This window comes from Candidatus Rhodoluna planktonica (genome assembly GCF_001854225.1).
Lineage (GTDB): Bacteria > Actinomycetota > Actinomycetes > Actinomycetales > Microbacteriaceae > Rhodoluna > Rhodoluna planktonica.
The window spans coordinates 144,465-168,066 of sequence record NZ_CP015208.1; the positions used below are offsets into that span (position 1 = coordinate 144,465).

Annotated in this window: 30 protein-coding genes; 19 read left to right on the forward strand and 11 right to left on the reverse strand. The window is 52.3% G+C overall.

Translation table 11 applies throughout. The features are described 5' to 3' along the window. Positions 1–2: 2 nt before the first annotated feature. A complete protein-coding gene (gene proC, locus A4Z71_RS00715) occupies positions 3–830 on the forward strand; it encodes a pyrroline-5-carboxylate reductase (protein ID WP_418219382.1) in 828 nt (275 codons plus the stop codon). Here the strand turns inward: proC and A4Z71_RS00720 are convergent. The 4 genes from A4Z71_RS00720 to A4Z71_RS00735 all read right to left on the reverse strand — a co-directional run bounded on the left by A4Z71_RS00720 (position 827) and on the right by A4Z71_RS00735 (position 2,732). Next, positions 827–1,216: a hypothetical protein gene (locus A4Z71_RS00720; RefSeq protein ID WP_158512761.1), complete on the reverse strand. Its 390-nt coding sequence runs from the start codon at positions 1,214–1,216 to the stop codon at positions 827–829. The two genes, proC and A4Z71_RS00720, sit on opposite strands and share 4 nt — an antisense overlap. Further along, positions 1,125–1,481 (reverse strand): TetR/AcrR family transcriptional regulator, encoded by a 357-nt coding sequence (locus A4Z71_RS00725; protein WP_070954092.1) that lies wholly within the window; start codon positions 1,479–1,481, stop codon positions 1,125–1,127. The genes A4Z71_RS00720 and A4Z71_RS00725 overlap by 92 nt, the downstream gene beginning before the upstream one ends. A 124-nt stretch (positions 1,482–1,605) precedes the next feature. Continuing rightward, positions 1,606–2,016 (reverse strand): arsenate reductase ArsC, encoded by a 411-nt coding sequence (locus tag A4Z71_RS00730; protein WP_070954093.1) that lies wholly within the window; start codon positions 2,014–2,016, stop codon positions 1,606–1,608. Between the two features lie 2 nt (positions 2,017–2,018). Then, on the reverse strand, positions 2,019–2,732 hold the full coding sequence (locus A4Z71_RS00735; protein WP_236858538.1) for an aquaporin: 714 nt from the start codon (positions 2,730–2,732) through the stop codon (positions 2,019–2,021). A gap of 60 nt (positions 2,733–2,792) precedes the next feature. On the opposite strand from A4Z71_RS00735, the gene A4Z71_RS00740 reads away from it, so the two are divergent. Continuing rightward, positions 2,793–3,140 (forward strand): ArsR/SmtB family transcription factor, encoded by a 348-nt coding sequence (locus tag A4Z71_RS00740; RefSeq protein ID WP_070954094.1) that lies wholly within the window; start codon positions 2,793–2,795, stop codon positions 3,138–3,140. A 93-nt stretch (positions 3,141–3,233) separates the two neighbouring features. After that, positions 3,234–3,332, forward strand: coding sequence for a 30S ribosomal protein bS22 (locus A4Z71_RS06950; RefSeq protein WP_005504750.1), 99 nt, complete (start codon positions 3,234–3,236; stop codon positions 3,330–3,332). A 112-nt stretch (positions 3,333–3,444) separates the two neighbouring features. Here A4Z71_RS06950 and A4Z71_RS00745 read toward each other — a convergent pair whose 3' ends face one another. Continuing rightward, positions 3,445–4,242, reverse strand: coding sequence for an HAD family hydrolase (locus tag A4Z71_RS00745; RefSeq protein ID WP_084028360.1), 798 nt, complete (start codon positions 4,240–4,242; stop codon positions 3,445–3,447). 56 nt (positions 4,243–4,298) lie between these two features. On the opposite strand from A4Z71_RS00745, the gene A4Z71_RS00750 reads away from it, so the two are divergent. Continuing rightward, complete coding sequence (locus tag A4Z71_RS00750; protein WP_236858539.1) at positions 4,299–4,568, forward strand: glutaredoxin family protein; 270 nt, start codon at positions 4,299–4,301, stop codon at positions 4,566–4,568. A gap of 2 nt (positions 4,569–4,570) precedes the next feature. Continuing rightward, a complete protein-coding gene (locus tag A4Z71_RS07070) occupies positions 4,571–4,747 on the forward strand; it encodes a hypothetical protein (RefSeq protein ID WP_158512762.1) in 177 nt (58 codons plus the stop codon). A 92-nt stretch (positions 4,748–4,839) separates the two neighbouring features. Here A4Z71_RS07070 and A4Z71_RS00755 read toward each other — a convergent pair whose 3' ends face one another. Beyond that, entirely contained in the window at positions 4,840–5,103 is a 264-nt protein-coding gene (locus A4Z71_RS00755; protein WP_070954095.1) for a hypothetical protein, read from the reverse strand. A 3-nt stretch (positions 5,104–5,106) separates the two neighbouring features. Then, complete coding sequence (gene aspS, locus A4Z71_RS00760; protein ID WP_070955175.1) at positions 5,107–6,432, reverse strand: aspartate--tRNA(Asn) ligase; 1,326 nt, start codon at positions 6,430–6,432, stop codon at positions 5,107–5,109. 90 nt (positions 6,433–6,522) lie between these two features. On the opposite strand from aspS, the gene A4Z71_RS00765 reads away from it, so the two are divergent. The 5 genes from A4Z71_RS00765 to ccsB are packed head-to-tail and all read left to right on the forward strand — an operon-like array spanning position 6,523 to position 10,951. Beyond that, positions 6,523–7,158 (forward strand): histidine phosphatase family protein, encoded by a 636-nt coding sequence (locus A4Z71_RS00765; RefSeq protein WP_070954096.1) that lies wholly within the window; start codon positions 6,523–6,525, stop codon positions 7,156–7,158. Then, the gene (locus A4Z71_RS00770; RefSeq protein ID WP_070954097.1) at positions 7,158–7,748 is read left to right on the forward strand and encodes a TlpA family protein disulfide reductase; all 591 of its coding nucleotides are present in this window, start codon (positions 7,158–7,160) and stop codon (positions 7,746–7,748) included. The genes A4Z71_RS00765 and A4Z71_RS00770 overlap by 1 nt, the downstream gene beginning before the upstream one ends. Beyond that, positions 7,748–8,476 (forward strand): cytochrome c biogenesis CcdA family protein, encoded by a 729-nt coding sequence (locus tag A4Z71_RS00775; protein WP_236858541.1) that lies wholly within the window; start codon positions 7,748–7,750, stop codon positions 8,474–8,476. Before A4Z71_RS00770 ends, A4Z71_RS00775 begins: the two co-directional genes overlap by 1 nt. Beyond that, entirely contained in the window at positions 8,451–10,043 is a 1,593-nt protein-coding gene (gene resB, locus A4Z71_RS00780) for a cytochrome c biogenesis protein ResB (RefSeq protein ID WP_236858542.1), read from the forward strand. Before A4Z71_RS00775 ends, resB begins: the two co-directional genes overlap by 26 nt. Next, positions 10,043–10,951, forward strand: a complete 909-nt coding sequence (ccsB, locus tag A4Z71_RS00785) for a c-type cytochrome biogenesis protein CcsB (protein WP_070954098.1) — start codon at positions 10,043–10,045, stop codon at positions 10,949–10,951. Before resB ends, ccsB begins: the two co-directional genes overlap by 1 nt. A gap of 16 nt (positions 10,952–10,967) precedes the next feature. On the opposite strand, the gene A4Z71_RS00790 is transcribed toward ccsB, so the two are convergent. Continuing rightward, positions 10,968–11,963: an o-succinylbenzoate synthase gene (locus tag A4Z71_RS00790; protein ID WP_070954099.1), complete on the reverse strand. Its 996-nt coding sequence runs from the start codon at positions 11,961–11,963 to the stop codon at positions 10,968–10,970. Positions 11,964–11,980: 17 nt separating this feature from the next. Here A4Z71_RS00790 and A4Z71_RS00795 point away from each other — a divergent pair, with 17 nt between their 5' ends. Genes A4Z71_RS00795 through A4Z71_RS00805 form a run of 3 tightly spaced genes read left to right on the forward strand, consistent with a single transcriptional unit; the run spans position 11,981 to position 14,945 of the window. Continuing rightward, a complete protein-coding gene (locus A4Z71_RS00795) occupies positions 11,981–12,892 on the forward strand; it encodes a 1,4-dihydroxy-2-naphthoyl-CoA synthase (RefSeq protein WP_070954100.1) in 912 nt (303 codons plus the stop codon). A gap of 32 nt (positions 12,893–12,924) precedes the next feature. Continuing rightward, positions 12,925–14,049, forward strand: coding sequence for an AMP-binding protein (locus A4Z71_RS00800; protein WP_084028361.1), 1,125 nt, complete (start codon positions 12,925–12,927; stop codon positions 14,047–14,049). Next, positions 14,046–14,945 (forward strand): 1,4-dihydroxy-2-naphthoate polyprenyltransferase, encoded by a 900-nt coding sequence (locus A4Z71_RS00805; protein ID WP_070954101.1) that lies wholly within the window; start codon positions 14,046–14,048, stop codon positions 14,943–14,945. Before A4Z71_RS00800 ends, A4Z71_RS00805 begins: the two co-directional genes overlap by 4 nt. Positions 14,946–14,952: 7 nt before the next feature. Here A4Z71_RS00805 and A4Z71_RS00810 read toward each other — a convergent pair whose 3' ends face one another. Continuing rightward, a complete protein-coding gene (locus A4Z71_RS00810) occupies positions 14,953–15,192 on the reverse strand; it encodes a DUF4229 domain-containing protein (RefSeq protein ID WP_070954102.1) in 240 nt (79 codons plus the stop codon). A gap of 39 nt (positions 15,193–15,231) precedes the next feature. Between A4Z71_RS00810 and A4Z71_RS00815 the strand changes: the two genes are divergently transcribed. Together A4Z71_RS00815 and menD are read left to right on the forward strand one after the other, a co-directional pair. Then, positions 15,232–15,561: a PLDc N-terminal domain-containing protein gene (locus A4Z71_RS00815; RefSeq protein WP_070954103.1), complete on the forward strand. Its 330-nt coding sequence runs from the start codon at positions 15,232–15,234 to the stop codon at positions 15,559–15,561. Continuing rightward, positions 15,558–17,132, forward strand: a complete 1,575-nt coding sequence (gene menD, locus A4Z71_RS00820) for a 2-succinyl-5-enolpyruvyl-6-hydroxy-3-cyclohexene-1-carboxylic-acid synthase (RefSeq protein WP_070954104.1) — start codon at positions 15,558–15,560, stop codon at positions 17,130–17,132. Before A4Z71_RS00815 ends, menD begins: the two co-directional genes overlap by 4 nt. Before the next feature lie 8 nt (positions 17,133–17,140). Here menD and A4Z71_RS00825 read toward each other — a convergent pair whose 3' ends face one another. Both A4Z71_RS00825 and A4Z71_RS00830 read right to left on the reverse strand, forming a co-directional pair. After that, complete coding sequence (locus A4Z71_RS00825; protein WP_070954105.1) at positions 17,141–18,403, reverse strand: MFS transporter; 1,263 nt, start codon at positions 18,401–18,403, stop codon at positions 17,141–17,143. Positions 18,404–18,405: 2 nt separating this feature from the next. After that, positions 18,406–19,716: an isochorismate synthase gene (locus A4Z71_RS00830; RefSeq protein ID WP_084028362.1), complete on the reverse strand. Its 1,311-nt coding sequence runs from the start codon at positions 19,714–19,716 to the stop codon at positions 18,406–18,408. A gap of 77 nt (positions 19,717–19,793) precedes the next feature. Here A4Z71_RS00830 and A4Z71_RS00835 point away from each other — a divergent pair, with 77 nt between their 5' ends. From A4Z71_RS00835 to A4Z71_RS00850, 4 genes are read left to right on the forward strand one after another with little or no spacing between them, the layout of a single operon-like run. Continuing rightward, positions 19,794–20,474: a hypothetical protein gene (locus tag A4Z71_RS00835; protein ID WP_070954106.1), complete on the forward strand. Its 681-nt coding sequence runs from the start codon at positions 19,794–19,796 to the stop codon at positions 20,472–20,474. Between the two features lie 9 nt (positions 20,475–20,483). Further along, positions 20,484–21,230 (forward strand): bifunctional demethylmenaquinone methyltransferase/2-methoxy-6-polyprenyl-1,4-benzoquinol methylase UbiE, encoded by a 747-nt coding sequence (gene ubiE, locus A4Z71_RS00840; RefSeq protein WP_070954107.1) that lies wholly within the window; start codon positions 20,484–20,486, stop codon positions 21,228–21,230. Further along, positions 21,227–22,237, forward strand: a complete 1,011-nt coding sequence (locus tag A4Z71_RS00845) for a polyprenyl synthetase family protein (protein WP_070954108.1) — start codon at positions 21,227–21,229, stop codon at positions 22,235–22,237. Before ubiE ends, A4Z71_RS00845 begins: the two co-directional genes overlap by 4 nt. A gap of 12 nt (positions 22,238–22,249) precedes the next feature. After that, the gene (locus A4Z71_RS00850) at positions 22,250–23,602 is read left to right on the forward strand and encodes an FAD-dependent oxidoreductase (RefSeq protein WP_070954109.1); all 1,353 of its coding nucleotides are present in this window, start codon (positions 22,250–22,252) and stop codon (positions 23,600–23,602) included.

Sequence of the window (23,602 nt, forward strand, 5' to 3'; positions counted from 1 at the left end):
CTGTGAAAATCAATCGCATCGCAATTATCGGTTCCGGTTCTATGGGTGGCGCCATCCTCGCCGGATTGCTGTCATCCGGCTTTAGTGCAGAACACGTTTCAGTCACCACCAAGTCTGAAGCCAGCGCTCAAAAGCAACGCGAGCAGCTGGGGGTAAAAGCCTTTGCCCTCGAGACTTCAGATCAGGCGAACCGCCAGGCCGTTGAGGGCGCGGATGTGGTTTTAGTCGGCGTAAAGCCAGCCTATGTCTCGGCCGTACTAACTGAAATTGCCGATGCGCTGAACCCAGATGCTCTGGTCATCAGCGTTGCTGCCGGAATTACAAATGCAACGATGCAATCGGTGCTGCCGGAGTCGGTTGCGGTTATTCGTTCAATGCCAAATACTCCGGCGATTGTCGGTCGGGCTGTAACCGGAATCGCCCCAGGTGATCGGGCCAGCCAAGAGCAGCTAGCCATCGCCATTGAACTTTTTGAAACTGTTGGAAAAGTTTTGGTTCTCGACGAAAGCAAAATCGATGAGCTCAGCACAATTTCTGGTTCGGGTCCGGCATATGTTTTCTACTTGATTGAGCAGCTCACGCAAGCGGCCATTCAAAAGGGATTCAGCGAGGCTGAGGCGGCGCTTTTGGTGAACGACACATTTTTAGGTGCCGCTGAACTTCTGGTCGCTTCGAAAAAATCTCCGGCCGAACTGCGTCGTCAGGTCACTAGCCCCAATGGCACAACCGAACGAGCTATTGCTCGAATGCAGCAGACTGATTTGGCCGAGATGTTCATTGAGGCAACGGATGCCGCATTGGCGCGAGCCAAAGAATTAGCTGCTAACTAAACCCGCAGTTGATTGTCGATCACGAACAAACCGCTGAAGGCGCTAAGCATGGCCTGGTTCCATTCGTGTTCGTGAATCGGGTCAGTGTCCAGTTCGGCAACGACCTTGCCGTGCAGCATACCCAGTACCATTACCGCCGCTGAGCGCGGGGTTAGGTGTGGCTTTAGCATCTTGCGATCGCGCAAAATTTCCATCACTTCAGTTAGACCCGAGGTCAGCTCGTTTTGAACTTCAGCTAGTGCCTGGCGCAGCATTGGTCGGCCCATGGTGTTGCCCACGATGCACGCACGGTCGCTAGCTGGCAAACGATTGAAGTGTGCGGTCAAAAAACTGAGCATTTCGTCGTAGTGCGATGCAATTTCTTGGGTCGTGTGCATCTTGCTCATGAAACGCCTTGACACGATTAATGTCTTCGCGAACCGCGGTCGAAAAATTGTGAACATAGGTCGCGCGGATTAGGCCATCTCGATCACCAAAGTGGTGATAAATCGAACCGATCGAAACTTTGGCAGCTTTTGAAATTTCTTGGATGCGAACTGCAGCCTCACCGCCGGCCTTGATGGCCTTGTCAGCTTCTTTGATAACTAGATCGACAGTGTCTTTGGCGCGGTCCTGCTTTGGCTGGGGGAAATGCTTGGTTCGAAAACTCATCTGAAGGCCTTCCGGTCAGATCGCCTGCTACTAATTAGAAAATTATTGCGTAAATTTTCCAGAAATTACAGGGAATTCTTTCCAGAATGAACAAGCGTGATGTAGATGTTATTCCCGCAGAGAATTAGCCTTTGGCGTCGATTTCGGCGATTAGATTTTCAATAAGGCCACGAATTTCATCGCGAATTGGGCGAACAGCCTCAACACCCTGACCCGCAGGGTCATCGAGTTTCCAATCTAGGTAAGTCTTGCCCGGGAAGAATGGGCAGGCATCGCCACATCCCATGGTGATTACATAGTCGCTTGCCTGAACTGCTTCGGTGGTGAGCACCTTTGGTTGCGCTGCGCTAATGTCAATACCCTCTTCGAGCATAGCTGCGACCGCTGCAGGATTCACCGCATTGCCTGGCTCGCTGCCTGCAGAACGAACTTCGATTCGGTCGCCGGCTAAGTGCTGAAGGTATCCGGCGGCCATCTGTGAGCGACCTGCGTTGTGCACGCAAACGAACAATACCGAAGCTTTTTTGTCTGACATTTTTAGCCCTTTCTGGCTTTGACTGAGTTTTTGGTGAGCACAAACTTAAAAATCAACAAACCAACCAGCGCTCCGAAAAATTGGGCGAGAATGAATGGTCCGACTGAGGCAGGTTCAATCCCGGCAAACGAATTTGAAAACATTCGGCCCACCGTCACTGCCGGATTCGCAAACGAGGTTGATGAGGTGAAAAGGTAGGCGCCACCAATCCACGCTGCTACGTTCAGGGCAATCGAATCCTGATTGAACTTGAGAGTAAGTAAAATTGTCAAAATTAGGCCAGCGGTTGCGACGATTTCAGCCAACCAAAGGTTGGCACCAAAGCGATTGTTTTGCGCGATAGAAATTGCGGATAAACCAAACATTAGATTTGCTAGGGCAGCGCCCAGAATTGCCCCCAAGATTTGTGCCACTGAATAAAGCAAACCGGTACCGATTTCAATTTTTCGACGCATAACGAAAATCAAAGAAACGACCGGATTGAAATGAGCGCCGGAAATTGGCCCCAAATTGGCAATTAGTAAATAGAGCACCATGGTGGTCGCTGCGGTGTTAAGCAGTAGCGCAATGGCCGAATTGCCGTTGCTAAGCAGCTGACCCATAATTCCAGAACCGATCACGGTAGCCACCAAAGTTAGGGTGCCTAAAAATTCTGCGGCCAGGGCTCTGCCGGTTTTCGTAAGCACATTTACTCGTTTCGCTAAATCTGCCTTCAATTTACATCGATGTTTATCGATGTTTACTTCGAATTGGTGAACAACTGGTGAAATAACAACATGAATGCTACGAAAGCGCTGGTGCTAAACAAGAAGAGCGAAGTTTGCGCAATTGCGTCAAGCCCTTCGGTAATCTCAAAAAGCGATGCTATCGCGACAGCCAATCTACTGAAGGCGGTTGCTGATCCGGTGCGCATCAGGCTAATCAGCATGCTGGTCGATAGCCCCGAAGGGGAACTTTGCGTCTGCAATCTAGTCGAACCCCTTGAGCTTTCCCAGCCGACCGTAAGTCACCACTTGAAGATACTTGCCGAAGCCGGATTGGTATCGCGTGAAAAACGGGGCACCTGGGCTTGGTATTCACTGGATCGGGAACGGTTTGCCCAATTATCAAAGGTGTTCAATTGAACTCAGGTTGTTCATCAACTGTTTGCTGGGCTAAGATAGACAAATCTGCCCGTCGCCTAAATTCGGGCGACAACCAATAAGTGTGAGGTCTTTGTGGGTTCAGTAATCAAGAAGCGCCGCAAGCGTATGTCTAAAAAGAAGCACCGCAAGTTGCTTCGTAAGACTCGCCACCAGCGTCGCAATAAGAAGTAAAACTTCGAATTCGAGCTTTAGCCCGCCGACCAAGTCAGGCGGGTTTTTGCTTTAAGTCAGAGTGCGCGATGTGGTAACGGCTGCACCTCTGAGTCGAGGCTGTGGTTATAGGTCAGCGATTCGCGCGCAGTTCGCGCTTTTTGAAATCCAAAATTTTCCAGCCGGCGGCGCGAGCGTGCACCAGCAGAGTCTTGTCTGGGTTTACCGCAACCGGGTTTCCAACCAGGGTTAGCATCGGCAAGTCGTTGCAGCTGTCGCTGTACGCAAAAGATTTTTTCAAGCTGATGTTTCGCTCTTTGGCCAGTTGGCGAACAGCACGAGCTTTGGCCTTGCCGTGTAGGGCCTTGCCCTCTAGTTTGCCGGTCAAAATTCCATTCTTGCGGGCCACGTTGGTTCCTAGACCACCTGTCAGGCCGAGCCGTTTTGCCATGATGTCTGCAATTTCTTGCGGGCTTGCGGTAACAATCCAAACCTCACGTCCAGCCTGAACATGTTCTTTGGCTAGCCGAACGGTTTCTGGCCACAGTTTGGGGGTGATGTATTCGTCAAAAACAAGTTCGGTTAATGCACCCAACTCTTCAACCTTGTGTCCGGCAACCAAACCGAGAGCACGGTCTTTAATCTGGGTCAGGGTTTTGGCAGACTCGCCGCGCCAGATGAAGCGAAATTGGTGCCAAGCAAATCGCCAGAGATCTCGGCGCTTGAAAAAACCTTTGTCATAAGCCGCTCGACCAAATAAGAAACTGCTGCTACCGCGCAGCAAAGTGTTGTCGACATCGAAAAAAGCGGCTTCAGTTTTTTCTTTTTTAGACGGCAGACCCTGCTTAGCTGCGGCAACAGCTACTTTCTTCACCTGCTTGGGTGAAGAGGCAACCGGGGTTTGGGTTGCTTTGGCGGGGGTCTTCGGCACCTGACAAGTTTACTTTGGCGCTGCACATAATCGCGCCGCGGCTCTAGGCTAAAAAGGTGAACATTGAACTAATGCTGATTGGCAAGCCCGGGTGTCATCTTTGCGACGATGCTCGCGTAGTGATTGATCAGGTAATAAGTCAATTCCGCCAAGAAAATCCGGCCGCTGAAATAAGTTACGTCGAGCAAAACATTCTCGAGGATGAAGAACTGCTTCGCATTCACCACGACGAAATTCCGGTGCTCAAAATAAACGGTTTGGTGCACAATTTTTGGAAAATTGACCCAGAGCGGTTTCGAGCAGCACTAGAAAAGTTGGTGAGTTAGCAATGCGTTGGATTTTGAAAAAATTCTGGTTTCCAATTTTGCTTATTGTGCTGAAGTTGCTGTCGAAAAAATACCCGGCAGCCGCCAAGGCTCATCAGACTCTGGTCAAGTTCTCAGACCCGCTCGGCAATCTCACCAAATCAACAATCAAGCCAAGTAACGGCAAGCCCAAAAAATAAATTCGGCCCAGTAGTTTCAGACTCTCCACGAGTAAGCCAAACTGTTGGTCCTGTGCTGGGAGAGCACTACCCGCCTCGGCGAAACTTGTGGATTAGTGCGGGAAGAGCAGCTCGCCGCCGAGCCAAAAAATAATGAACGCACCAACCAGTGCACCGACCAGGATGCCGGTCACTGAGCGATCTTTCTTGACGAAAGCCACAACATTCAAAACCATGCCAGCGATGCCTATGCCGAAAATTACAAAAGATGGAAAAGGCATAGCAACATCAGAGGCGCCGGCGATGAATAGCACCACAAAAATGACGGTGCTATAAAACCCCCATTTACCGATTGCGGTGCGAGGCAGTGCTCCCATGGCTTAAGGCTCTAGACGGTTTGGCCCGCGGAACAGGAAGCCGACTTCGCGAATGTTTGGCTGGTGCAACAGCAACATCAAAACACGCAGTAGACCCATGCCGAAACCACCGTGGGCCGGGGCTCCGTACTTGAAGAAGTCAAGGTAGGTCTGCAGACCCTCTGGCTCTAGACCTTTTTGCTTTACCTGCTCGATCAAAACATCTAGACGGTGTTCACGCTGCGCACCGGTGGTGATTTCGGTCCCGCGCCAAATTAGGTCGTAGCTCTTGGTCAGTGCCGGATTGTCTTCGTGACGCATGTGATAGAACGGGCGAACAGTTGCCGGATAGTCGGTCACGAAAACAAACTCGTGACCAAATTCTTCGGCCACGTGAGCCGCAATCTGACGCTCGCCCTCTGGGTCTAGGTCACCGGCTCGCTCAACGCTGTGGCCGCGCTGCTTGATGATTTCGACGGCATCGTTCAGCGAAATTCTTGGGAACGGAATGCTCGGAACCTGAACCTCAACACCGAAGTGCTTAAGAATCTCGTCGCCGTGCTTTTCTTTGACCGCGCTGATGGCTCGGTGAAGCAGTTGCTCCTGAATCGCCATGATGTCTTCATGTGAGTCAATCCATGAGACTTCGATGTCTACCGAGACGAATTCGGTGGCGTGACGCGAGGTAAATGATGGGTCAGCTCTAAACACTGGGCCGATTTCAAAAATTCGGCCCAAGCCCGACATCATTGCCATTTGCTTATAGAACTGAGGAGATTGTGCCAAGTAGGCATTGCCCTCAAAGTACTCGAGCTTGAAAAGTTCGGCGTTTGATTCAGAAGGTGAAGCCATCAGCTTCGGCGAGTGAATTTCGACAAACCCGTTTTCAACCCAGTATTCGCGCCAGGCAGCTTCAATGGTGGTTTGAATTTGGAAAACCAAGTTCATCTCGGTGCGACGGAGATCTAAGAAGCGCCAGTCGAGTCGCTTATCGATTGAGGTGTCTTCAGCGATTGGGCTGATTGGGTCAGCGAGAGTAACAATCTCGAGGTCTTCAAGTTGGATTTCAAGACCGCCCAGTTTGACGCGCTCATCGTGAACCAGGCGTCCGGTAACCCAGACAAACGATCCGCTGGTCAAGGTAGAAATCTTGGCAGCGAGCGCGTCATTCTCATCCGGCTGTTCGTCGATAACTGGTCGCGGGTAGGTGACCTGAACATCGCCTGATTCGTCGCGCAAAATCACAAACTGGATGCGCTTCTGATCGCGAAGTTTCTCAACCCAGCCACCCAAAACAACTGGACCATCGGCACGTGCCGCAAGGTCTTTGACAAGTGTGCGCTCGCGCATGAACAACCTGGCTTTCATAATTGCTAAAGAAGCCTGAGAAGAGTCTGAAGGCTTTAGTTTGTAAGTTTAGCCGAGGGTAGACTTGTAGGCATGCCCGCCCACCGTATCCACCTAATTCGCCATGGCGAAGTGCACAATCCAAACGGTGTGCTTTACGGTCGGCTACCAAATTTTCGACTCAGTGAATTGGGTCAGTCGATGGCCCACAGCGCCGCGGTCAATTTAAAGAATCAGCAGCGAAAAATTTCGGCTCTCTACGTAAGCCCCTTGCAGCGCACTCAAGAATCAGCGGCCCCGGTGGCCTCACTTTTTGGCCTAAAACCCATCCTTGACGATCGCTTGCTCGAACCCACCAATGTCTTTGAGGGTCGGCCGCTGAGCGCCAAATACTTGGCTACTCGGCCGCATCTGTGGTTGCACCTGCGCGACCCAAAAACGCCCAGTTGGGGTGAGCCCTACGAGCAAATTTCAAAGCGGATGCTCGAGGTTATCCACGAGGCATGGGAGCAAACCGAGAGCGGCGATGTGGTTTTGGTTTCTCACCAGCTGCCTATTGAAATCGTGAAGCGAACTCTCTCTGGTCGCCCGCTGCAGCACAATCCGAAACAGCGCCGGGTCGATCTGAGCAGCATCACTTCAATCGAACGGGTCGGAAATTCTTTTGCCGAAGTCGATTACCAGCGTCCTGCCGACCTGGCCCGAGCCATTGATCGGGGAGCGGTTTAGTGAAAACCTGGACTAAGAAACTTATTGGTCTTGCCCTAACCGGCGCAGTTGCGCTGTCAGTTTCAGGCTGCACGGCAAACGACTCGCTGGCCGAACAATTTCGAGCTGGCGACAACAAAAACTACATCGCCGGTGATGGCACGGTAACCGAATTTGCCCCCGGATCGCGACCAGGGCCGGTTGAGTGGTCTGGCCCAACTGAGAGCGGCGCAATCCTCGACAGTGCAAACCTTGCCGGGGTAGTGCAGGTAATTAACTTTTGGTATGCCGGCTGCGCCCCATGCCGAGCAGAAGCACCAGATTTGGTAGCCCTTGCTGCCGAATACAAAGATGTTCAGTTCGTTGGCGTGAATGTTCGCGATTCAGCCGAAACGGCCATTGCTTTTGATAAGAAATTTGGCATCACCTGGCCGTCAATTATCGATGCCGCCAAGGGTTCGGTGGTTCTGGCTTTCACCGGAATTGTCACCCCTCAGGCAGTGCCCACCACATTGGTGATCGATAAAGAGGGCAAGGTGTCGGCCCGTATTCTTGGGCGAATCGACAAGTCGATTCTTTCCACACTGATCAAGACCGTGGCGGCGCAGTAGTGAATCCGGGCGAAGTCATTCTCAACGGTTCGCTTTTGGCGGCAATGCCACTCGCACTGCTTGCAGGTCTGATTTCTTTTCTCAGCCCATGTGTGTTGCCGCTCATCCCGGGTTATCTGGGTTTCGTATCTGGCCTGAGCAGTGAAAAGTCACGGCTGATGCTCGGCACTTGGTTATTTATTCTGGGCTTCTCGCTGGTGTTTGTTTCATTCGGCGCTCTATTTGGGGGCCTCGGTGCACTGGTTTATTCCAGCGGCCTAATTTGGGTGCAGCGCATCCTAGGAATTTTTGTAATTTTGTTTGGCCTGGTGCTGGTTGGCCAATTTTCTTTCATGCAGCGAACGTTGAAATTTCAGGTTTCACCAAAACTTGGCCTGGTTGGCGCACCACTACTGGGCATCGCTTTTGGCCTCGGCTGGACCCCGTGCATTGGGCCAACACTTGCCGCGGTGCTAACTCTGGCCACCAACACAGGCGACCCAGCCAAAGGGGCCCTGTTGGCGTTTATTTACGCGCTGGGTATCGGATTGCCGTTCGTGGCTATTGCCGCGGGATTCAAGTGGGCCACTAAATCGGTTCAATTTGTCAAAGCGCACATCCGGGCTTTCAATATCTTTGGCGGTGCGTTGCTCATCGCCCTCGGTGTACTGATGGTCACCGGTTTATGGAACGTATTCGTCGCTTGGTTGCAGTTGGAGGTGCTTGGAAATTTCCAACTCATCATCTAGCGCATCCGATCGAGTGATCGACGAGCGGTTTGAGCAACCGATTGAGCAACCCCAATTAGGCCTGTTGGGCTGGGGTAGATGGATCTGGCGTCAACTCACCTCGATGCGCACAGCACTGTTGCTGTTGCTGATGCTTGCGGTAGCGGCTGTGCCAGGTTCGGTTTACCCGCAGCGCAGTGCCGACCCAAACGGTGTCACACAATTTTTCGATCGCGAGCCGCAACTGGCCCAGGTGCTTGATGCCCTGCAAATGTTTGATGTCTACACTTCGGTCTGGTTTTCGGCAATCTACATCCTGCTGTTTATTTCTTTGATTGGCTGTGTGCTGCCCAGAACTGCAGTTCACATCAGAAACCTGCGTGAATCTGTAGTTGCCACCCCGAGCAAGCTTTCGCGCATGCCTGCTTTTACCGAAGTAAAAATTGCCGATTCAGAAACCGCGGATGTTGTCGAGCGCGCCTTTAATCTGCTGAAGAAGCAGGGCTATCGCGCCGAGATTCAGGGAAACTCGGTTTCTGCTGAGCGCGGCTACCTGCGTGAAACCGGCAACCTTGTGTTCCACCTTTCGTTGATTGGTGTGCTGATTGCGGTCGGTGTCGGCGGCGGCTCAAGTTATAGCGGACAGCGCGTTTTGGTCGAGGGTGAAACTTTTGTGAATAACCTTGCCGGCTACGATTCTTTCTCGCCGGGCACATTTTTCAGTGAAGACAAACTCACCACTTTTGCCTTGAGTCTAGAAAAATTCGAGGTCGATTTTGATTTGATCAACCAAACCAACATCGGAATGCCGCTCGACTTTCGCGCATTTGTCTCGGCGGTTTTGCCCGGACGTGATCAAGAATCGGCTAGCGGAGTTATCCGAGTCAATCAGCCTTTTGAATTACCGGGCGCGAACATTTACCTGACCGGAAACGGTTATGCCCCAGAACTCACTTTCCGCGACCCAGACGGAACCGTAACTTTCTCGGGGGCCACCCCATTTTTGCCTCAGGATGCCCGCTACACATCACTAGGTGTAATAAAGGTTCCTGATGCGGCAAAACAATTTGGCTCGATCGCATTTTTCTACCCAACCGTTGATGAACTAGAAAGCGGTGCCCTTACCTCGCTATATCCGGCACCAATTGACCCGATGGTGACACTCAACATTTACGAGGGCGATCTGGGGCTCGATCAGGGAATTCCGAAGAACGTTTATGCACTTGACACATCTGAGATGATCCAGGTTGCCGGCGGCAAAAGCGGTGTGAAAGGTCTGCGCCTGAGCGTGGGCGAAACTGCCGAGTTACCAAACAACTTGGGCACGGTCACCTTCGATGGCATCAAGCGATTTGCCTCGCTAGATGTCAGTTACAACCCAGGTGGCATTTGGGTTTTGCTTTTCGCGCTACTAGCTTTGGCTGGCGTAACGGTGAGTCTGTTGGTGCCTCGTCGTCGAGTCTGGGTGAAGCGCACAGCATCAGGCTTTGAAGTTGCCGCACTAGCTCGCGGTGACGATCCGAGTTTGGAAATTATTGTCGAAGATTTAGCCAAGCAATTGGTGAACCAAGATAAGGAATCAAATTAATGCAGATTGTTTTGAATGAGCCGCTGTCGCAGCTTTCTTTGCTATTCATCTACATTTCGATGGCGTTTTACACCGCGGCATTCCTAGTCTTTGCCACCCACCTTTCAAAGTTGGCATCAGAAAAAGTCGATGTTCGGGGCGGGGCAACCAAGCTAGAGAAAATCGGCAATGTGGTTTTGATTCTGGCTGCTGCCGTGCACTTCGTGGGTGTGCTTTTGCGCGGTATCGCGGCTGCTCGTGTGCCTTGGGCAAACATGTACGAATTCACAATCACCGGAACTTTTATCGTGGTTTTGATTTACATCACCGCTCTAAAAATCAAAGAAATCCGCTTCATTTCGACATTTATCAGCGGTTTTGTGCTCTTGGTTTTGGGTATCGCCACTTCGGTTTTCTACGTTGAAGTTAAGTCTTTGATGCCGGCACTGCAGAGCTACTGGCTGGTTATTCACGTAATCGTGGCTGTTTTGGCCACCGCCTTTTTCAACATCGGAGCGGGCCTTTCTATCGGTTACCTGTTCCGCGAGGCTAAGTGGCTAAAGACCGGAAAAACTAAAGGCATTGCAGCTACCCGCCGCGTTCTTGATTTGTTTCCAACCAGCGAAAAATTAGAGAAGCTTGCCTATCGGTTCAACATCATCGGATTCATTCTCTGGAGCTTCACTCTTATTGCTGGTGCAATTTGGGCAGAGCGCGCCTGGCACCGCTATTGGGGCTGGGACACCAAAGAGGTTTGGACCTTCATCATCTGGGTGCTTTACGCCGGATACCTGCACGCCAACGCGACTCGCGGTTGGACCGGAAAGCGTTCGGCCTGGCTGTCGCTGGTTGGTTTTGCCGCGGTGATTTTCAACTTCACCATCGTCAACCTGTTCTTCAAGGGGTTGCACGTTTACAGCGGTCTTTAAACGAGAGCCGCGGCTGTTAGAGCAGCTTGTAGCAACGCTCGAGTCGCTCAAGCCACCAATCGGCGCGGTGATCTTCGGCTCTGAATGTGTCGAGTCTTGATTGGTCAACCTCGACTCGACGCACCTCAAGTTGTCCGTCGATCACCTTTAGCGGACTTGACGAGACGTCGCCGATTAGCAGGCTTGCTGTTCCCAGCCCACAGTCAAAAGTCAGTTCTGGTAAGGCTGCAGCTAAGTGTGCCCCCATGCTCAACCCGACCGAAGTTTCGAGAGCGCTAGAGACAACAGCCGGCAATGCTGCCTCAGCCGCAATCTCAAGCGCCTGCCGAATTCCGCCCAACGGCGCTGCTTTCAAAACCAGGATGTCGGCTGCGCTGGCATGCACTACCGCCATCGGATCGGTTGCTTTGCGAATTGACTCATCGGCCGCAATTTGGACTTCGAGACCATTTCGCTTGAGCTCGACTCTAAGTTGGGCAAGCTCGCCTATAGAGGCGACCGGTTGCTCAAGATATTCGAGAGGCACCTTGTTTTCAAGCAACGTTTTTGAAAGGTTCAGCGCCTCGAGCACGGTGTAACCGCCGTTGGCATCCAGTCGAATTTTCGCATCCGGAAAAAGCTCAACCACTCTGTTGATGCGAGCCAAGTCTGCCGAGAGATCTTCACCATGCTCAACAACCTTGATTTTTACCGTCGCAAAACGGCCAAATCTGCCCAAAACTTTTTCGACCTGGTCTGGGCCAACCGCAGGCAAGGTTGCGTTGATGCCAATTTGGTTTCGCTGCAACGCGGGCGTGGGTTGGTAGGCAAACTCAATTGCTGCCCGCAACCAAACAGCCGCCTCTTCATCAGAATATTCAGTGAAAGGTGACCACTCTGCCCAACCCTCAGGGCCCTTGAAAAGCAGCGCTTCACGCTCGAGCAGGCCGCGAAACCTGGTGCGCAAACCAATCGAAACCACTGCCGCACTGCCGAGCAGTTCACTTAGAGGGGCTACCTGGCTAACGTTCACATTGTTAGTCTAGGTTCATGACATCCAAGGTTTCCGAGCTTTTTGACGAACGCATTTGGCACACGGTGCCTGGCTTCGAATTTCTCGAGGATGTTACCTATCACCGCCACAACGATTTGGGCATTGTTCGAATTGCCTTCAATCGACCTGAGGTTCGAAATGCATTCAGGCCACGAACTGTAGACGAGCTTTATCAAACCCTTGACCATGCGCGCATGGATTCAAAAGTGGGAGTTGTTTTACTAACCGGCAACGGACCATCGGCTAAAGATGGTGGCTGGGCGTTCTCCAGCGGTGGCGATCAGCGCGTGCGAGGCCGCGACGGCTACAAATATGCCGAAGGTGAAACTGCTGAATCTATCGATGCAGCACGTTCGGGTCGGTTGCACATCCTTGAAGTTCAGCGTCTTATTCGGTTTATGCCTAAAGTGGTTATCGCCCTCGTTTCGGGTTGGGCTGCTGGTGGTGGGCACTCGCTCAACGTAGTTGCCGATTTATCAATCGCCAGTGCTGAGCACGGCAAATTTAAGCAGACCGATGCCGACGTGGGCTCATTCGATGCCGGCTATGGCAGCGCCTATCTGGCTCGTCAAGTTGGTCAAAAGTTTGCACGGGAAATTTTCTTTTTGGGCGAAGAGTACTCGGCCCAGCGCGCTTACGAGCTTGGCGTGGTTAATAAGGTTGTTCCGCACGTCGACCTCGAAAAAACCGGCGTTGAGTGGGCGGCTGAAATTCTTCGGAAATCGCCGCAGTCCATCCGCATGTTGAAATTTGCTTTCAACGCTGTTGACGATGGATTGGTAGGCCAACAACTCTTTGCCGGAGAGGCAACCCGATTGGCTTACGGCACCGATGAGGCTGTCGAAGGCCGAGACTCATTTTTGCAAAAGCGCGAGCCAGACTGGTCGGCGTATCCTTGGCATTTTTAGACAGAAACAGCACTGACACAACTCGAAGAACCATGTCGAAGCCCCTAAAACTTATCGCCGCTAACGACACCTTTGGTGCCCTATTGGCCATTACTGAAGTACTCGAAGGCAAACAGGCAGTTTTTGTCACTGCTCCAGAAGTGAACGGCAAAATGCCTGAGGTTTTTGACTTACCTGACGAAGTTGACGATTCGGTCGCGCTGATTGTCGAATCATCCGGTTCAACTGGAAAACCGAAACGGATTGAAATTTCGCGCGACGCGCTACTGGCCTCAGCTCACGCATCGGCGCTTGCCATTGGGGCGGAAGAAAACCGTTCGCAGTGGCTTTTGGCTCTGCCGCTCAACTTCATCGCCGGATTGAACGTGCTAGTTCGATCTGTCGTGGCCGGCACCCAGCCAGTGATGATGAACACGGCAGTGCCATTTACCGCAGAAGCCTTCTCGCAATGGGCTAGCAAAATGACCGGTGAAAAACGATTTACCGCTTTGGTGCCGACACAGCTAATTCGACTTCTTGAAGCAGCCAACCAGGATGAATTTGTACTTCAGCAGCTGAAACGCTTCGACGCCATTCTGATTGGTGGCCAAGCCGTGGATGAAAACCTGTTCAACCGTGCTCGCTATCTTGGGCTCAACGTTGTGGTCACCTATGGAATGACTGAAACTTGCGGCGGCTGCGTTTATAACGGCCTTCCTCTGGCTGGGGTCGAATTGCGAGTTGATTCTGGCCCAATCCAGATCAAGGGTCCGATGTTGGCCAATGTTGAAACCAACGATGACGGTTACTTCGTTACCAGCGATCTCGGGTTAATCGATGCTGGCGGCAGTTTGAAAGTTCTCGGTCGGGTTGATCGAGTCATCATTTCCGGCGGGCTCAAAATTGCTCTCGACCAGGTTGAGCAGTTGGTTAACCCGGTAGTTGGCGTAACCGATTTGGCAGCTTGCGCGATCGATGATGCTCAGTGGGGCCAGCGGGTTGGCATCGCCTACGTCGGAAGCCCAGAGGTTGCCGACACCATGGTTGCCCAACTAACCGAACTGCTTGGTCCCGCTGGCCGACCGGTGCGAGTTGTGCGGGTCGATAAACTGCCAAAGTTGGCTAACGGCAAGACCGATTTGGTAGCCGTAAAACAGATCTTTCAGGAGACCGCTTGAGCAAGAAGAAGAAGCAGAAATCGGCTTGGAAATTATGGGTTGAGGGCGCTCGTCTGCGCACCCTTCCGCTAGCCATTGCTCCGGTTGCTCTGGGTGCAGGTGCCGCTGCAGCCATTCAAGCGTTCGATATTTTGCTCACGGTATTAGCGCTCACGGTCGCACTTGCTCTGCAGATCGGGGTCAACTATGCAAACGATTACTCGGACGGCATTCGTGGCACCGATGATTTTCGAGTCGGCCCGCTGCGTCTCACCGGATCAAAGTCGGTGCGCCCCGAGTCGGTAAAACTCGCCGCATTCGCCAGTTTTGCGCTCGCCGGATTAGCCGGTGCAGTAATCGTTTTGATAACCGAGCAGTGGTGGTTCTTAGCCGTCGGTGCGGCCGCAATTATTGCGGCTTGGTTTTATACCGGGGGTAAAAGCCCTTACGGGTATGCCGGTTTTGGCGAACTCGCAGTTTTTATATTTTTCGGAATTGTGGCTACCTACGGCACGGCCTTCATCCAGATCGGTTACTTTGACTTCAACTCGCTTATCGGCGGCGCGGCGTTGGGTTCTCTCGCTGCCGCAGTTTTGATGGTCAACAACATCCGTGACATCGAAACCGACATCAAGGCGGGTAAGCGAACTTTGGCCGTGAAACTAGGAAAACGCTGGGCGAAGGCAGTCTTCTATTTGATGATTTGGGCGCCACTAGCGCTGCTGGCTCCGCTTACGTTGCTTTACCCTGCAACCATTTTTGGATACGCGGCACTGTTTTTTGTGATTCCGATAACGCTGATTGTGGCCACCGAAAAATCGGCAAAAGAACTAATTTTGGCACTGAAACTAACCAGCTTTGCTGCGCTTAGCTTTGGGTTGTTAGTTGGCTTTGGTCTGGCAGCCGTTGCTGTCTAGCTTTTAGTTACTGATCGCCATCCTCGGCTTTGGTGTCGCCGTCGTCTTTGCGCTTAGACCAGTTGTAAATAGCCTCTGACAAAGCGTTGCGTTGCTTGCCGAAGAAAATTAGCGAGACAGCGAGAGAAACCGCGGCCGCGATCAGGGCTGCAAAAATTTCGTCAAAACCGAGCAGAATAAGCAGCACCAAAATGCCGATAAATAGTCCGAGACGAATTGAGATGTAGAGCAACCATGGATTCTTCATGGAATAAGTCTAAGTTTTTCGCTGGTTAGAGTTAACAACATGAGATGGGTTGTCTTTTCAGTTGCGGTAGTCGGAATTTTCACAATTTTTGTGACAGTTTTTGCTGCCAGTGCCAACAAAAATGAAGTTCGATCACTACCAAAGTGGTTGTGGGTCTTGCTCTGCGCTGTGGTGCCCATCATCGGCGGGTTACTATACCTAATCATTGGTAGGCCGATTGGTAACAAACCCCAACAGCGTAAAACTAAAACCGTTGCTCCGGATGACGACCCAAGATTTTTACGAGATCTAGCCGAGCGCTTAGAGCGCGAAAAGAAAAAAGACGACGAAAAAGATTCTGGCGAGGAACCTCAGGCGGAAACTAAGTGATTTCGCCCGCGCAAAATTTTGCCGCCCAATTGCTCGCTAGTTTTACTAAAGCAGGAGTAACTCAAGTTTTTCTAGCTCCTGGGGCAAGATCGCAGGCGCTAGCAATTGCTGCCGGACAACTTGCTGAAGCCAACAAAATTGATTTACACGTTCGGCTAGACGAGCGTTCAATGGGGTTTCAAGCATTGGGCTCGGCAATCGGTTCGGGTGAACCGGCAATCGTAATAACCACCTCCGGTACTGCGGTCGCCAACCTTCATCCTGCGGTGCTTGAAGCACATCACTCTGGTGTGCCGATGATTCTGCTCACTGCGGATCGACCACACGAACTGCGCGGTGTTGGCGCTAGCCAAACCACAAATCAGGTGGGCATATTTGCCGACGCGGTTCGCGAGTGCGTTGATGTTCCTGCACCTAACGGAAACGACGGCGAGGGGATCGAGGCAGCGCAATTGGCGGCAAATGCCATCGCGGTAGCTCTGGGTTTCGACGGTGACCAGCCTGGGCCAGTGCAGTTGAATCTTGCTTTTCGCGAACCGCTATCGGCAACCGAGCCAAATGCAGCCCAGTTGAATCCAATCGTGCACCTGCCCCAGAGATCACAGTGGCGACCTGAATTTGTGCAACTCGATTCAAAAATTCCAACTGTAGTTTTGGCTGGCGCAAACGCCGGTGAAGCGGCAGTTGAACTGGCTGAATCTTGGGGCTGGCCGTTGTTCGCCGAGCCATCCTCGGGCGCTCGATATGGTTCAAACGCGATTGTTGGCTATCGCCGAATGCTCGATGAACAAAGCCAGCTGGCGCAGGAAATTGGCCGGGTTGTGGTTTTCGGAAAACCAACCCTAAGCCGCTCAGTAATTCGATTGCTGTTCAACAGCAAAATCGAGGTAGTGGTGGTGCGCAGCCAGCAGATGGGGCACTTTGATGTCTCCCGCCGCGCAACCCACATTGTCGACGAAGTTTCGGTGGACGACGAGGTTGATTTTCACTGGCTCGAGCAGTGGCGGGCAGCTGATGAGGTGGCTCAGCAGAACTCGGCACCCGCGGGCGAATTAAACCGCGCTTCGCTGGTGCGCGCGGTTTGGGCTGCAAGTGAAAATGACGACCGAATTGTGCTGGGTGCATCTAGGTTGATCCGTGAGGCTGAATTGTGGGCTCCGGCCAAACCGGTCGCAGTTTTCGCCAACCGCGGATTAGCCGGCATCGACGGCACTATTGCTACCGCAACCGGAATTGCTCAGGTAAATCAAGAGGGCACTACCAGGGTATTGCTCGGCGATCTCACGTTGCTGCACGATGCATCCTCGTTGGTAGTTGATCACAGTGAGCCCGAACTAAACATTCAATTGGTAGTGGGCAATGACAACGGCGGAACGATTTTTGAAAGCCTGGAAATGGCCAAGACACTTAGTCAAAAAACCTTTACAAAACTCTTTAAGACACCTCAGCAAGTTGATCTTTGGCATCTGGCTCAGGCTTACGGTTGGCAGTATTTGCGTGTTGAAAACCAGGATGAACTTCAGCAGGCCTTAGTCGCTACCGGCCGAGTGTTGGTTGACGTGCGACTGTAATTTTTTGGCTACTGTTCGGCGACTAGTTTTTGGTCGTTGCGTAAAAATATGAAAGACCCGGCTGCGACTAAACAGAGCACAGCTGCGGTAATCCAAGCGATAAAGTAGTCGCCCTGCACATCTCGAATTAGGCCGGCGAAAGCCGCAGCAATCGCGGCACCAACCATGTGGCTGGCAAAAATCCATCCGTAAATTACCCCGGTCTTGGCAAGACCAAAGTACTTACGAGTTAGCGCAATAGTCGGTGGCACCGTTGCTATCCAGTCAAGTCCGTAAAAGACCACGAAGAACATCAGCGGGGGTTCGACTGTCGGCCCCAAAACAAATGGAACTGTAAACAGCGCTAAACCGCGAAAACCGTAGTAGATGACCAGCAAGATTCTCGAATCAACGCGGTCGGTCAGCCAGCCGGAACCAATGGTGCCGATGAAGTCGAAGATGCCCACCAGGGCGAGAAGTCCGGCTGCGGTTGTTGCCGGCATACCGTGATCGTGTGCCGCCGGGATGAAGTGGGCACCGATCAGGCCGTTGGTTGTCCAACCGCAGACAAAGAATGTGCCGGCTAAAATCCAGAAGGCCTTCGATTGCATGGCCGCTCGCAGGGTGCTTAGGGTTTCACGAGCGGTGCTTGGAGCCTTCTGCTCAACTCGTTCGGTGGTTGCACCGTAGGGCAAAAGACCCACGTCGGCAGGCTTTTCGCGAAATCCTGTCCAGAAGATTGGCATCACAAACATCACGAATGCGGTCACTATCAGCGAACCGATTTGCCAACCAACCTGCATCACCAAAGCGGCTATCAGGGGTAGAAAGAGCAGTTGCCCGGTCGCGTAGGCGGCCGAAAAAATACCGGTTACCAAACCCTTGCGGGTCTCGAACCAGCGGTTCGCCACGACTGCACCAAAGACCAATGCCAAAGAGCCGGTACCCAGTCCGACAAAAACTCCCCACAGCAAGACCAACTGCCAGACCTCGGTCATGAAAACGGTCAAGCCGGTTCCGAAACCGATCAGTGCGAGTGCAATGATGACAGTGCGTCGAATGGTGAACCGCTCCATGAAGACAGCTGCAAACGGGGCAGTCAATCCATAGAAAACCAGGTTCACTGTGACTGCAAGAGAAGTATCGGTTCGACTCCAGCCAAAATCTGACTCAAGTGGTTCGAACAGCACCGAGGTTGTCGACCTAAATGCAGCGGCGGCAATCAAGGTTAGAAAGGTTACTGCTGCGACAATCCAAGCGCGGTGAATCCCAGGTTGGCGAGTGTCGGTCATGCCTAAAGACTAGCCAAGGCCTGGCGGATAGGCGAAAACTTCAATTCGGTTTCGGCAAACTCGGATGCCGGTTCCGAATCAAAAACAATTCCGCAGCCGGCAAAGGCAACCAGTTGTCGGTCGCTGATTTGAGCACCGCGCAGAGCAATTGCCCATTCACCATCGCCATCGGCGCCGATCCAGCCAACCGGACCGGCGTAGAGTCCACGATCAACCTGTTCCAATTTTTCGATCAGCTGTTGTGCTTTGTCTCGAGGAGTACCGGCGACCGCGGCGGTGGGGTGCAATGCGGCGGCAACATCGAGCACTGAAGAATTTGCGTTCAGCACTCCGTGCACATCGGTGGCCAGGTGCCAAACATTGGGCAGCGCCAAACTAAAAGGCTTGGGGTCGGCGTCGACGTGTTCGCAGAGGGGCTCAAGTTTTGACACCAGTGATTCAACAGCGAATGAGTGCTCGCGAATGTTTTTTTCTGAGTTGGACAAAGCGGTTGCAATGGCTTGGTCTACTCCGGGGTCGGTACCTCGTCCAGCGGTGCCAGCAAGCACTCGGGCAGACACCTGGCCATGTGAAACTCGAACCAAAAGTTCAGGTGATGCACCGAAGCTACCGGCTACCGAATAAACCCAGCAGGTTGGAAAGCGGTCGGTTAGTTTTAGCAGGGCCGGCCGGACATCAAAATTCTCAGGTAGTTCAGCTTGAAGGTCACGGGCCAGCACTACCTTATTGAGGTTTCCGGCTTTGATTTCGGCCACAGCTTCAGAAACCAAATCCTCAAAATGGGCTTCGGTAACCTGCCCAGGTTTTAAGTCCATTCTGGTTTCGGCTCGATACTGCTGCTCAGTGCTAAAGAAATCTGGGTCTATCGATGCGGTGCCGGCAATCGCGTTCTGATCCGCTGGCGCACCGTCTTCAATTTGCACGCGAGTTAGCCAGACGCGGTCGTCACGCTTGCCAACCAGTAATTTTGGCACTATCAGGCGGCTGGTTACTTTACTTGAATCAGCAAAAGCAATAGCGCCAAAAGCAATTAAGCCGCTACCGGGAAGGTTTACCGAATCCGATACCGATGCTTGTTCGGTTAGCTCGCGCCATTGTTTGGCCAGGTTTTCGATTCGATCAGCCCCGCTGGCCGTGAGCGTTAGCGCTTCACCAAATCCGATAAGGCCGTCGCCCTGTCTAACAAATGCGAGTGGGTTATCTGGCAAATGTTTGGTCAGGTCAAAATCAGAAACTTCGAGACGAGTCGTTGTCACACTAATGCGCACTTCGCCCTCGATTCGTATTCTGTGTGTTGCCTGTGAATGAAACATTGCGGGTTTTTTCTGGCTAAACCGCTGGCTAACCTGAATTTAGAAACCTCGAAAAGCCTAACCTCAATGGAGTGCCTGTGAATAAGAAGTCGGTTAGCGCCGTTCTTATTTCGGCAATTGTTTTTTCTTCAGCATTATTCTCGGCAGCGCCGGCAACAGCATCAGACGATGATGAAGGTGGCGAAATTGAGCTGTATCAAGAAGTAGGCCAGGATCACGACGACCTTGAGAAAAAGGTTCGTGACGAAATCAAACGAAAATATGGTCCACGCGAGCACCTACAGATGCCTCCTCTGGTTGTACGACCAAAAAAAATTCAGGCTAACCTCGGCGAAACGCCAAAGACTCAAAGTTCTAAAACTCAGAAAACCGAGCTCGAAGACGACTCAGACGACTCAGCCGGCGCTTCAGTGGGCGGGGCGAGTCTAGGCGGTCCTGAATCATCCGAGCAGAATTCAACATCCTCCGGATCTAACTCTGAAGATGACCAAGTCTTTGGTTCTGCCTCGCTTAGCAACCTAGAGGCCACAATTCCGCAGATCTCAAACACGAATAAAACAGTCACCGTTGTGCCGAAGACTGCTGAAAACATCACGGTTTTTGTTGGTGAACCCATCGAAATCTCATCAATTCGCTACACCCTGAAAACACCGGCTGAAAAATTTGTTGAAGCAGCCAGTTTCGGTTTAATTGCCATGTTGATTTCAGCATTGGGCCTGGCTGCAGTGGTGAGTTCTCGCGCAATCAGACGCAAGTAAACTTATTGGGTGAGCAAAGCTGATTTGGCCAAAAAACCGGCCGAAGTCGCTGCGATGTTTGATGAGGTTGCACCGACTTACGACATTTCCAACGATCTACTATCGTTTGGGCAGGCTCGCCTATGGCGCCATTCGGTTCGAAAGCTGATTGCTCCAAAGTCAGGGCAGAAAATTCTTGACCTAGCTGCCGGCACTGGCACATCTTCTGCCGCTTTTGCTTTGCCGGGGGTCGAGGTTATTGCCAGCGACTTTTCCGAAGGAATGCTAGCCGAGGGGCGTAAACGTCATCCGCAGCTGCAGTTCATCTATGCCGATGCCACCAATCTGCCGTTTGGCGCCGAAGAATTCGACGCCACCACAATTTCATTTGGTCTTCGCAATGTTGTCGACGTAGACGCTGCTTTGGCCGAAATGCTTCGTGTGCTTAAGCCCGGCGGCCGCACGGTAATTTGTGAATTCTCGCGCGTGACCAATCCGCTGCTGCGTCCGTTTTATAACTTTTACCTCAATCGGTTGCTGCCGCTGGTTTCGGGCTTGGTCAGCAAGACACCCGAGGCCTACAGTTACTTGGCCGAATCAATCATGGCTTGGCCGACCCAAACCGAGTTAGCTACCAAGCTGGAAAAAGCAGGTTTTGAAAAAGTTAGCTTCAAAAACCTCAGCCTTGGAATTGTTGCGGTGCATGTTGGGTTCAAACCTTTGGCCAGCAAACCTGCGGCCAAATCTCAAAAAACCGCATCGAAGAAGGCCAAGTGAGCGCGCTGAAACTGCCCAAGCAACTTCGCAAGGTTGCCGATCGGCAGTTGCTGCAGAATCTAGAGGCTGGTCTCGAAAAGGTCGAACAAAAACTAAAAGATTCGTCTTCGCACACCGAGGCAATTATTGGCAAAGCTAGCCGCCACCTTGTTGACGCTGGCGGAAAACGCGTTCGTCCAACTCTCGCTCTACTTACCGCTCAGTTGGGTGCCGGGGTCAACCAAGACGTGGTCGACGCCGCGGTAGTTGTTGAGCTAACTCACCTGGCTACTCTTTACCATGACGATGTCATGGATGACGCGCCAATGCGACGCGGTGTGGCCACAGCGCAAACCATCTGGGGAAATTCAGTGGCCATTCTGACCGGTGATCTATTGTTCGCGCGGGCATCGGTTGTCGGCTCAAACCTCGGTCAAGATGCACTCACCCTGCAGGCAGAAACATTTGAGCGACTATGCCTCGGTCAACTGCACGAAACCATTGGCCCCGCCGAAAATCAAAATCCGTTCGATTTTTACGTCGATGTTTTGGCTGACAAAACCGGCTCACTAATTTCGGCGGCAGCACAGTTAGGTGTCATGCTCTCGGGCGCCGACCAGTCACTGCGTGAACCGGTTCGAATTTTCGGCGAAAAGATTGGTGTTGCATTCCAACTCATCGATGATGTAATCGACATCTCAGAAGAAGGGCCATCGGGCAAAACTCCGGGCACCGATCTGCGCGCTGGTGTGCCAACCCTTCCGGTTTTGCTGCTTCGCAAGGCAGCGGCAGCTCAAGATTCAGAGGCGACAGCGTTGCTTGAACTGATCGACGGTGGCTTGGCAGAAGATGAAAAACTTGCCGAAGTGCTGCAGCGACTTCGTGCACACTCGGTTTTCCATGAATCATATCTCGAGGCCAAGCGCTGGGCTGATGACGCAATTGACGCACTAGCTCAGCTGCCAGATGGTGCGGTAAAGAATGCTCTAATCGAGTTTGCCAAAGCAGTAGTAGACCGAAACAACTAATCAAAGGAACAAATGTCAAAGTTGCGTCTTGCAATTGTTGGTGCTGGCCCGGCCGGAATTTACGCGGCTGACCTGCTAATCAAATCGGAACTTCGCGACTTCGAAGTTTCAATTGACCTTTTTGATTTACTGCCCGCTCCTTACGGATTGGTTCGCTACGGTGTGGCCCCCGATCATCCACGAATCAAGGGCATTATTCGAGCCCTCTACGAAGTGCTCGACCGCGGTGACATTCGCTTCTTTGGCAACGTTGAGTACGGCAAAGACATCACCCTTGAAGATTTAAAACAGCACTATAACGCAGTGATTTTTGCCACCGGCGCCATCAAAGATGCCGACCTAAACATCCCCGGCATTGACTTGGATGGTTCTTACGGAGCCGCCGATTTCGTGAACTGGTATGACGCTCACCCTGATTTTCCGCGCCAGTGGCCACTAAACGCAAAGCAGGTTGCTGTTATCGGAAACGGAAACGTGGCACTGGACGTGGCTCGCGTCTTGGCGAAGCTGCCCGACGATATGCTCTCCACCGACATTCCGGCTCACGTCTACGAGGGTCTCAAAAATTCGCCGGTCACCGATGTGCACGTGTTCGGACGCCGCGGCCCAGCCCAGGTTAAGTTCACCCCGTTAGAGCTACGTGAGGCTTGCCACATCGAGGGAGTTGACGCCATTGTTTATGACGAAGACTTCAAATACGACGAAGGTTCGCAGCAGGCAATCGATAGCAATAACCAAACCCGAGTGATGGTAAACACCCTCGAACAACTTCGTGAAGAAAAGCAAACGGGCGGTCAGCGCCGGTTGCACCTGCACTTTTTCTCTGCCCCGGTTGAGGTTTTGGGCGAAGATGGCAAAGTTGTCGGCCTAAAAATTGAACGCACCGAATTGGATGGCAAGGGCGGCGTAGTGCCGACCGGCGAGTTCAGAACTTTCGATGTTCAAGCCGTTTACCGAGCCGTCGGTTACTTCGGTTCGCCTCTAACCGAAATTCCATACGACGCTAAGTCGGGTGTGATTCCAAACGACGGTGGCCGAGTGCTCGATTCTCAGGGCAAAGCCATCCCCGGTGTTTACGCAACCGGATGGATTAAGCGTGGACCAGTCGGCCTGATTGGCCACACCAAGAGCGATGCCCTAGAAACCATCGGCAACATAATTGCCGATCGTGAAACCTGGTGGCAGCCAGCTTCACCAGAAGAATCACAAATTGACAAACTGCTCAATGATCGCGGGGTAAAAGTGATTGACTGGGCAGGTTGGTTGAAAGTTGATGCCAAAGAACGCGAACTTGGTGAAACCGAGGGTCGCGAACGCATAAAGTTATTCGACCGACAAGATTTCGAAACAACCGCGAAGGGCTAA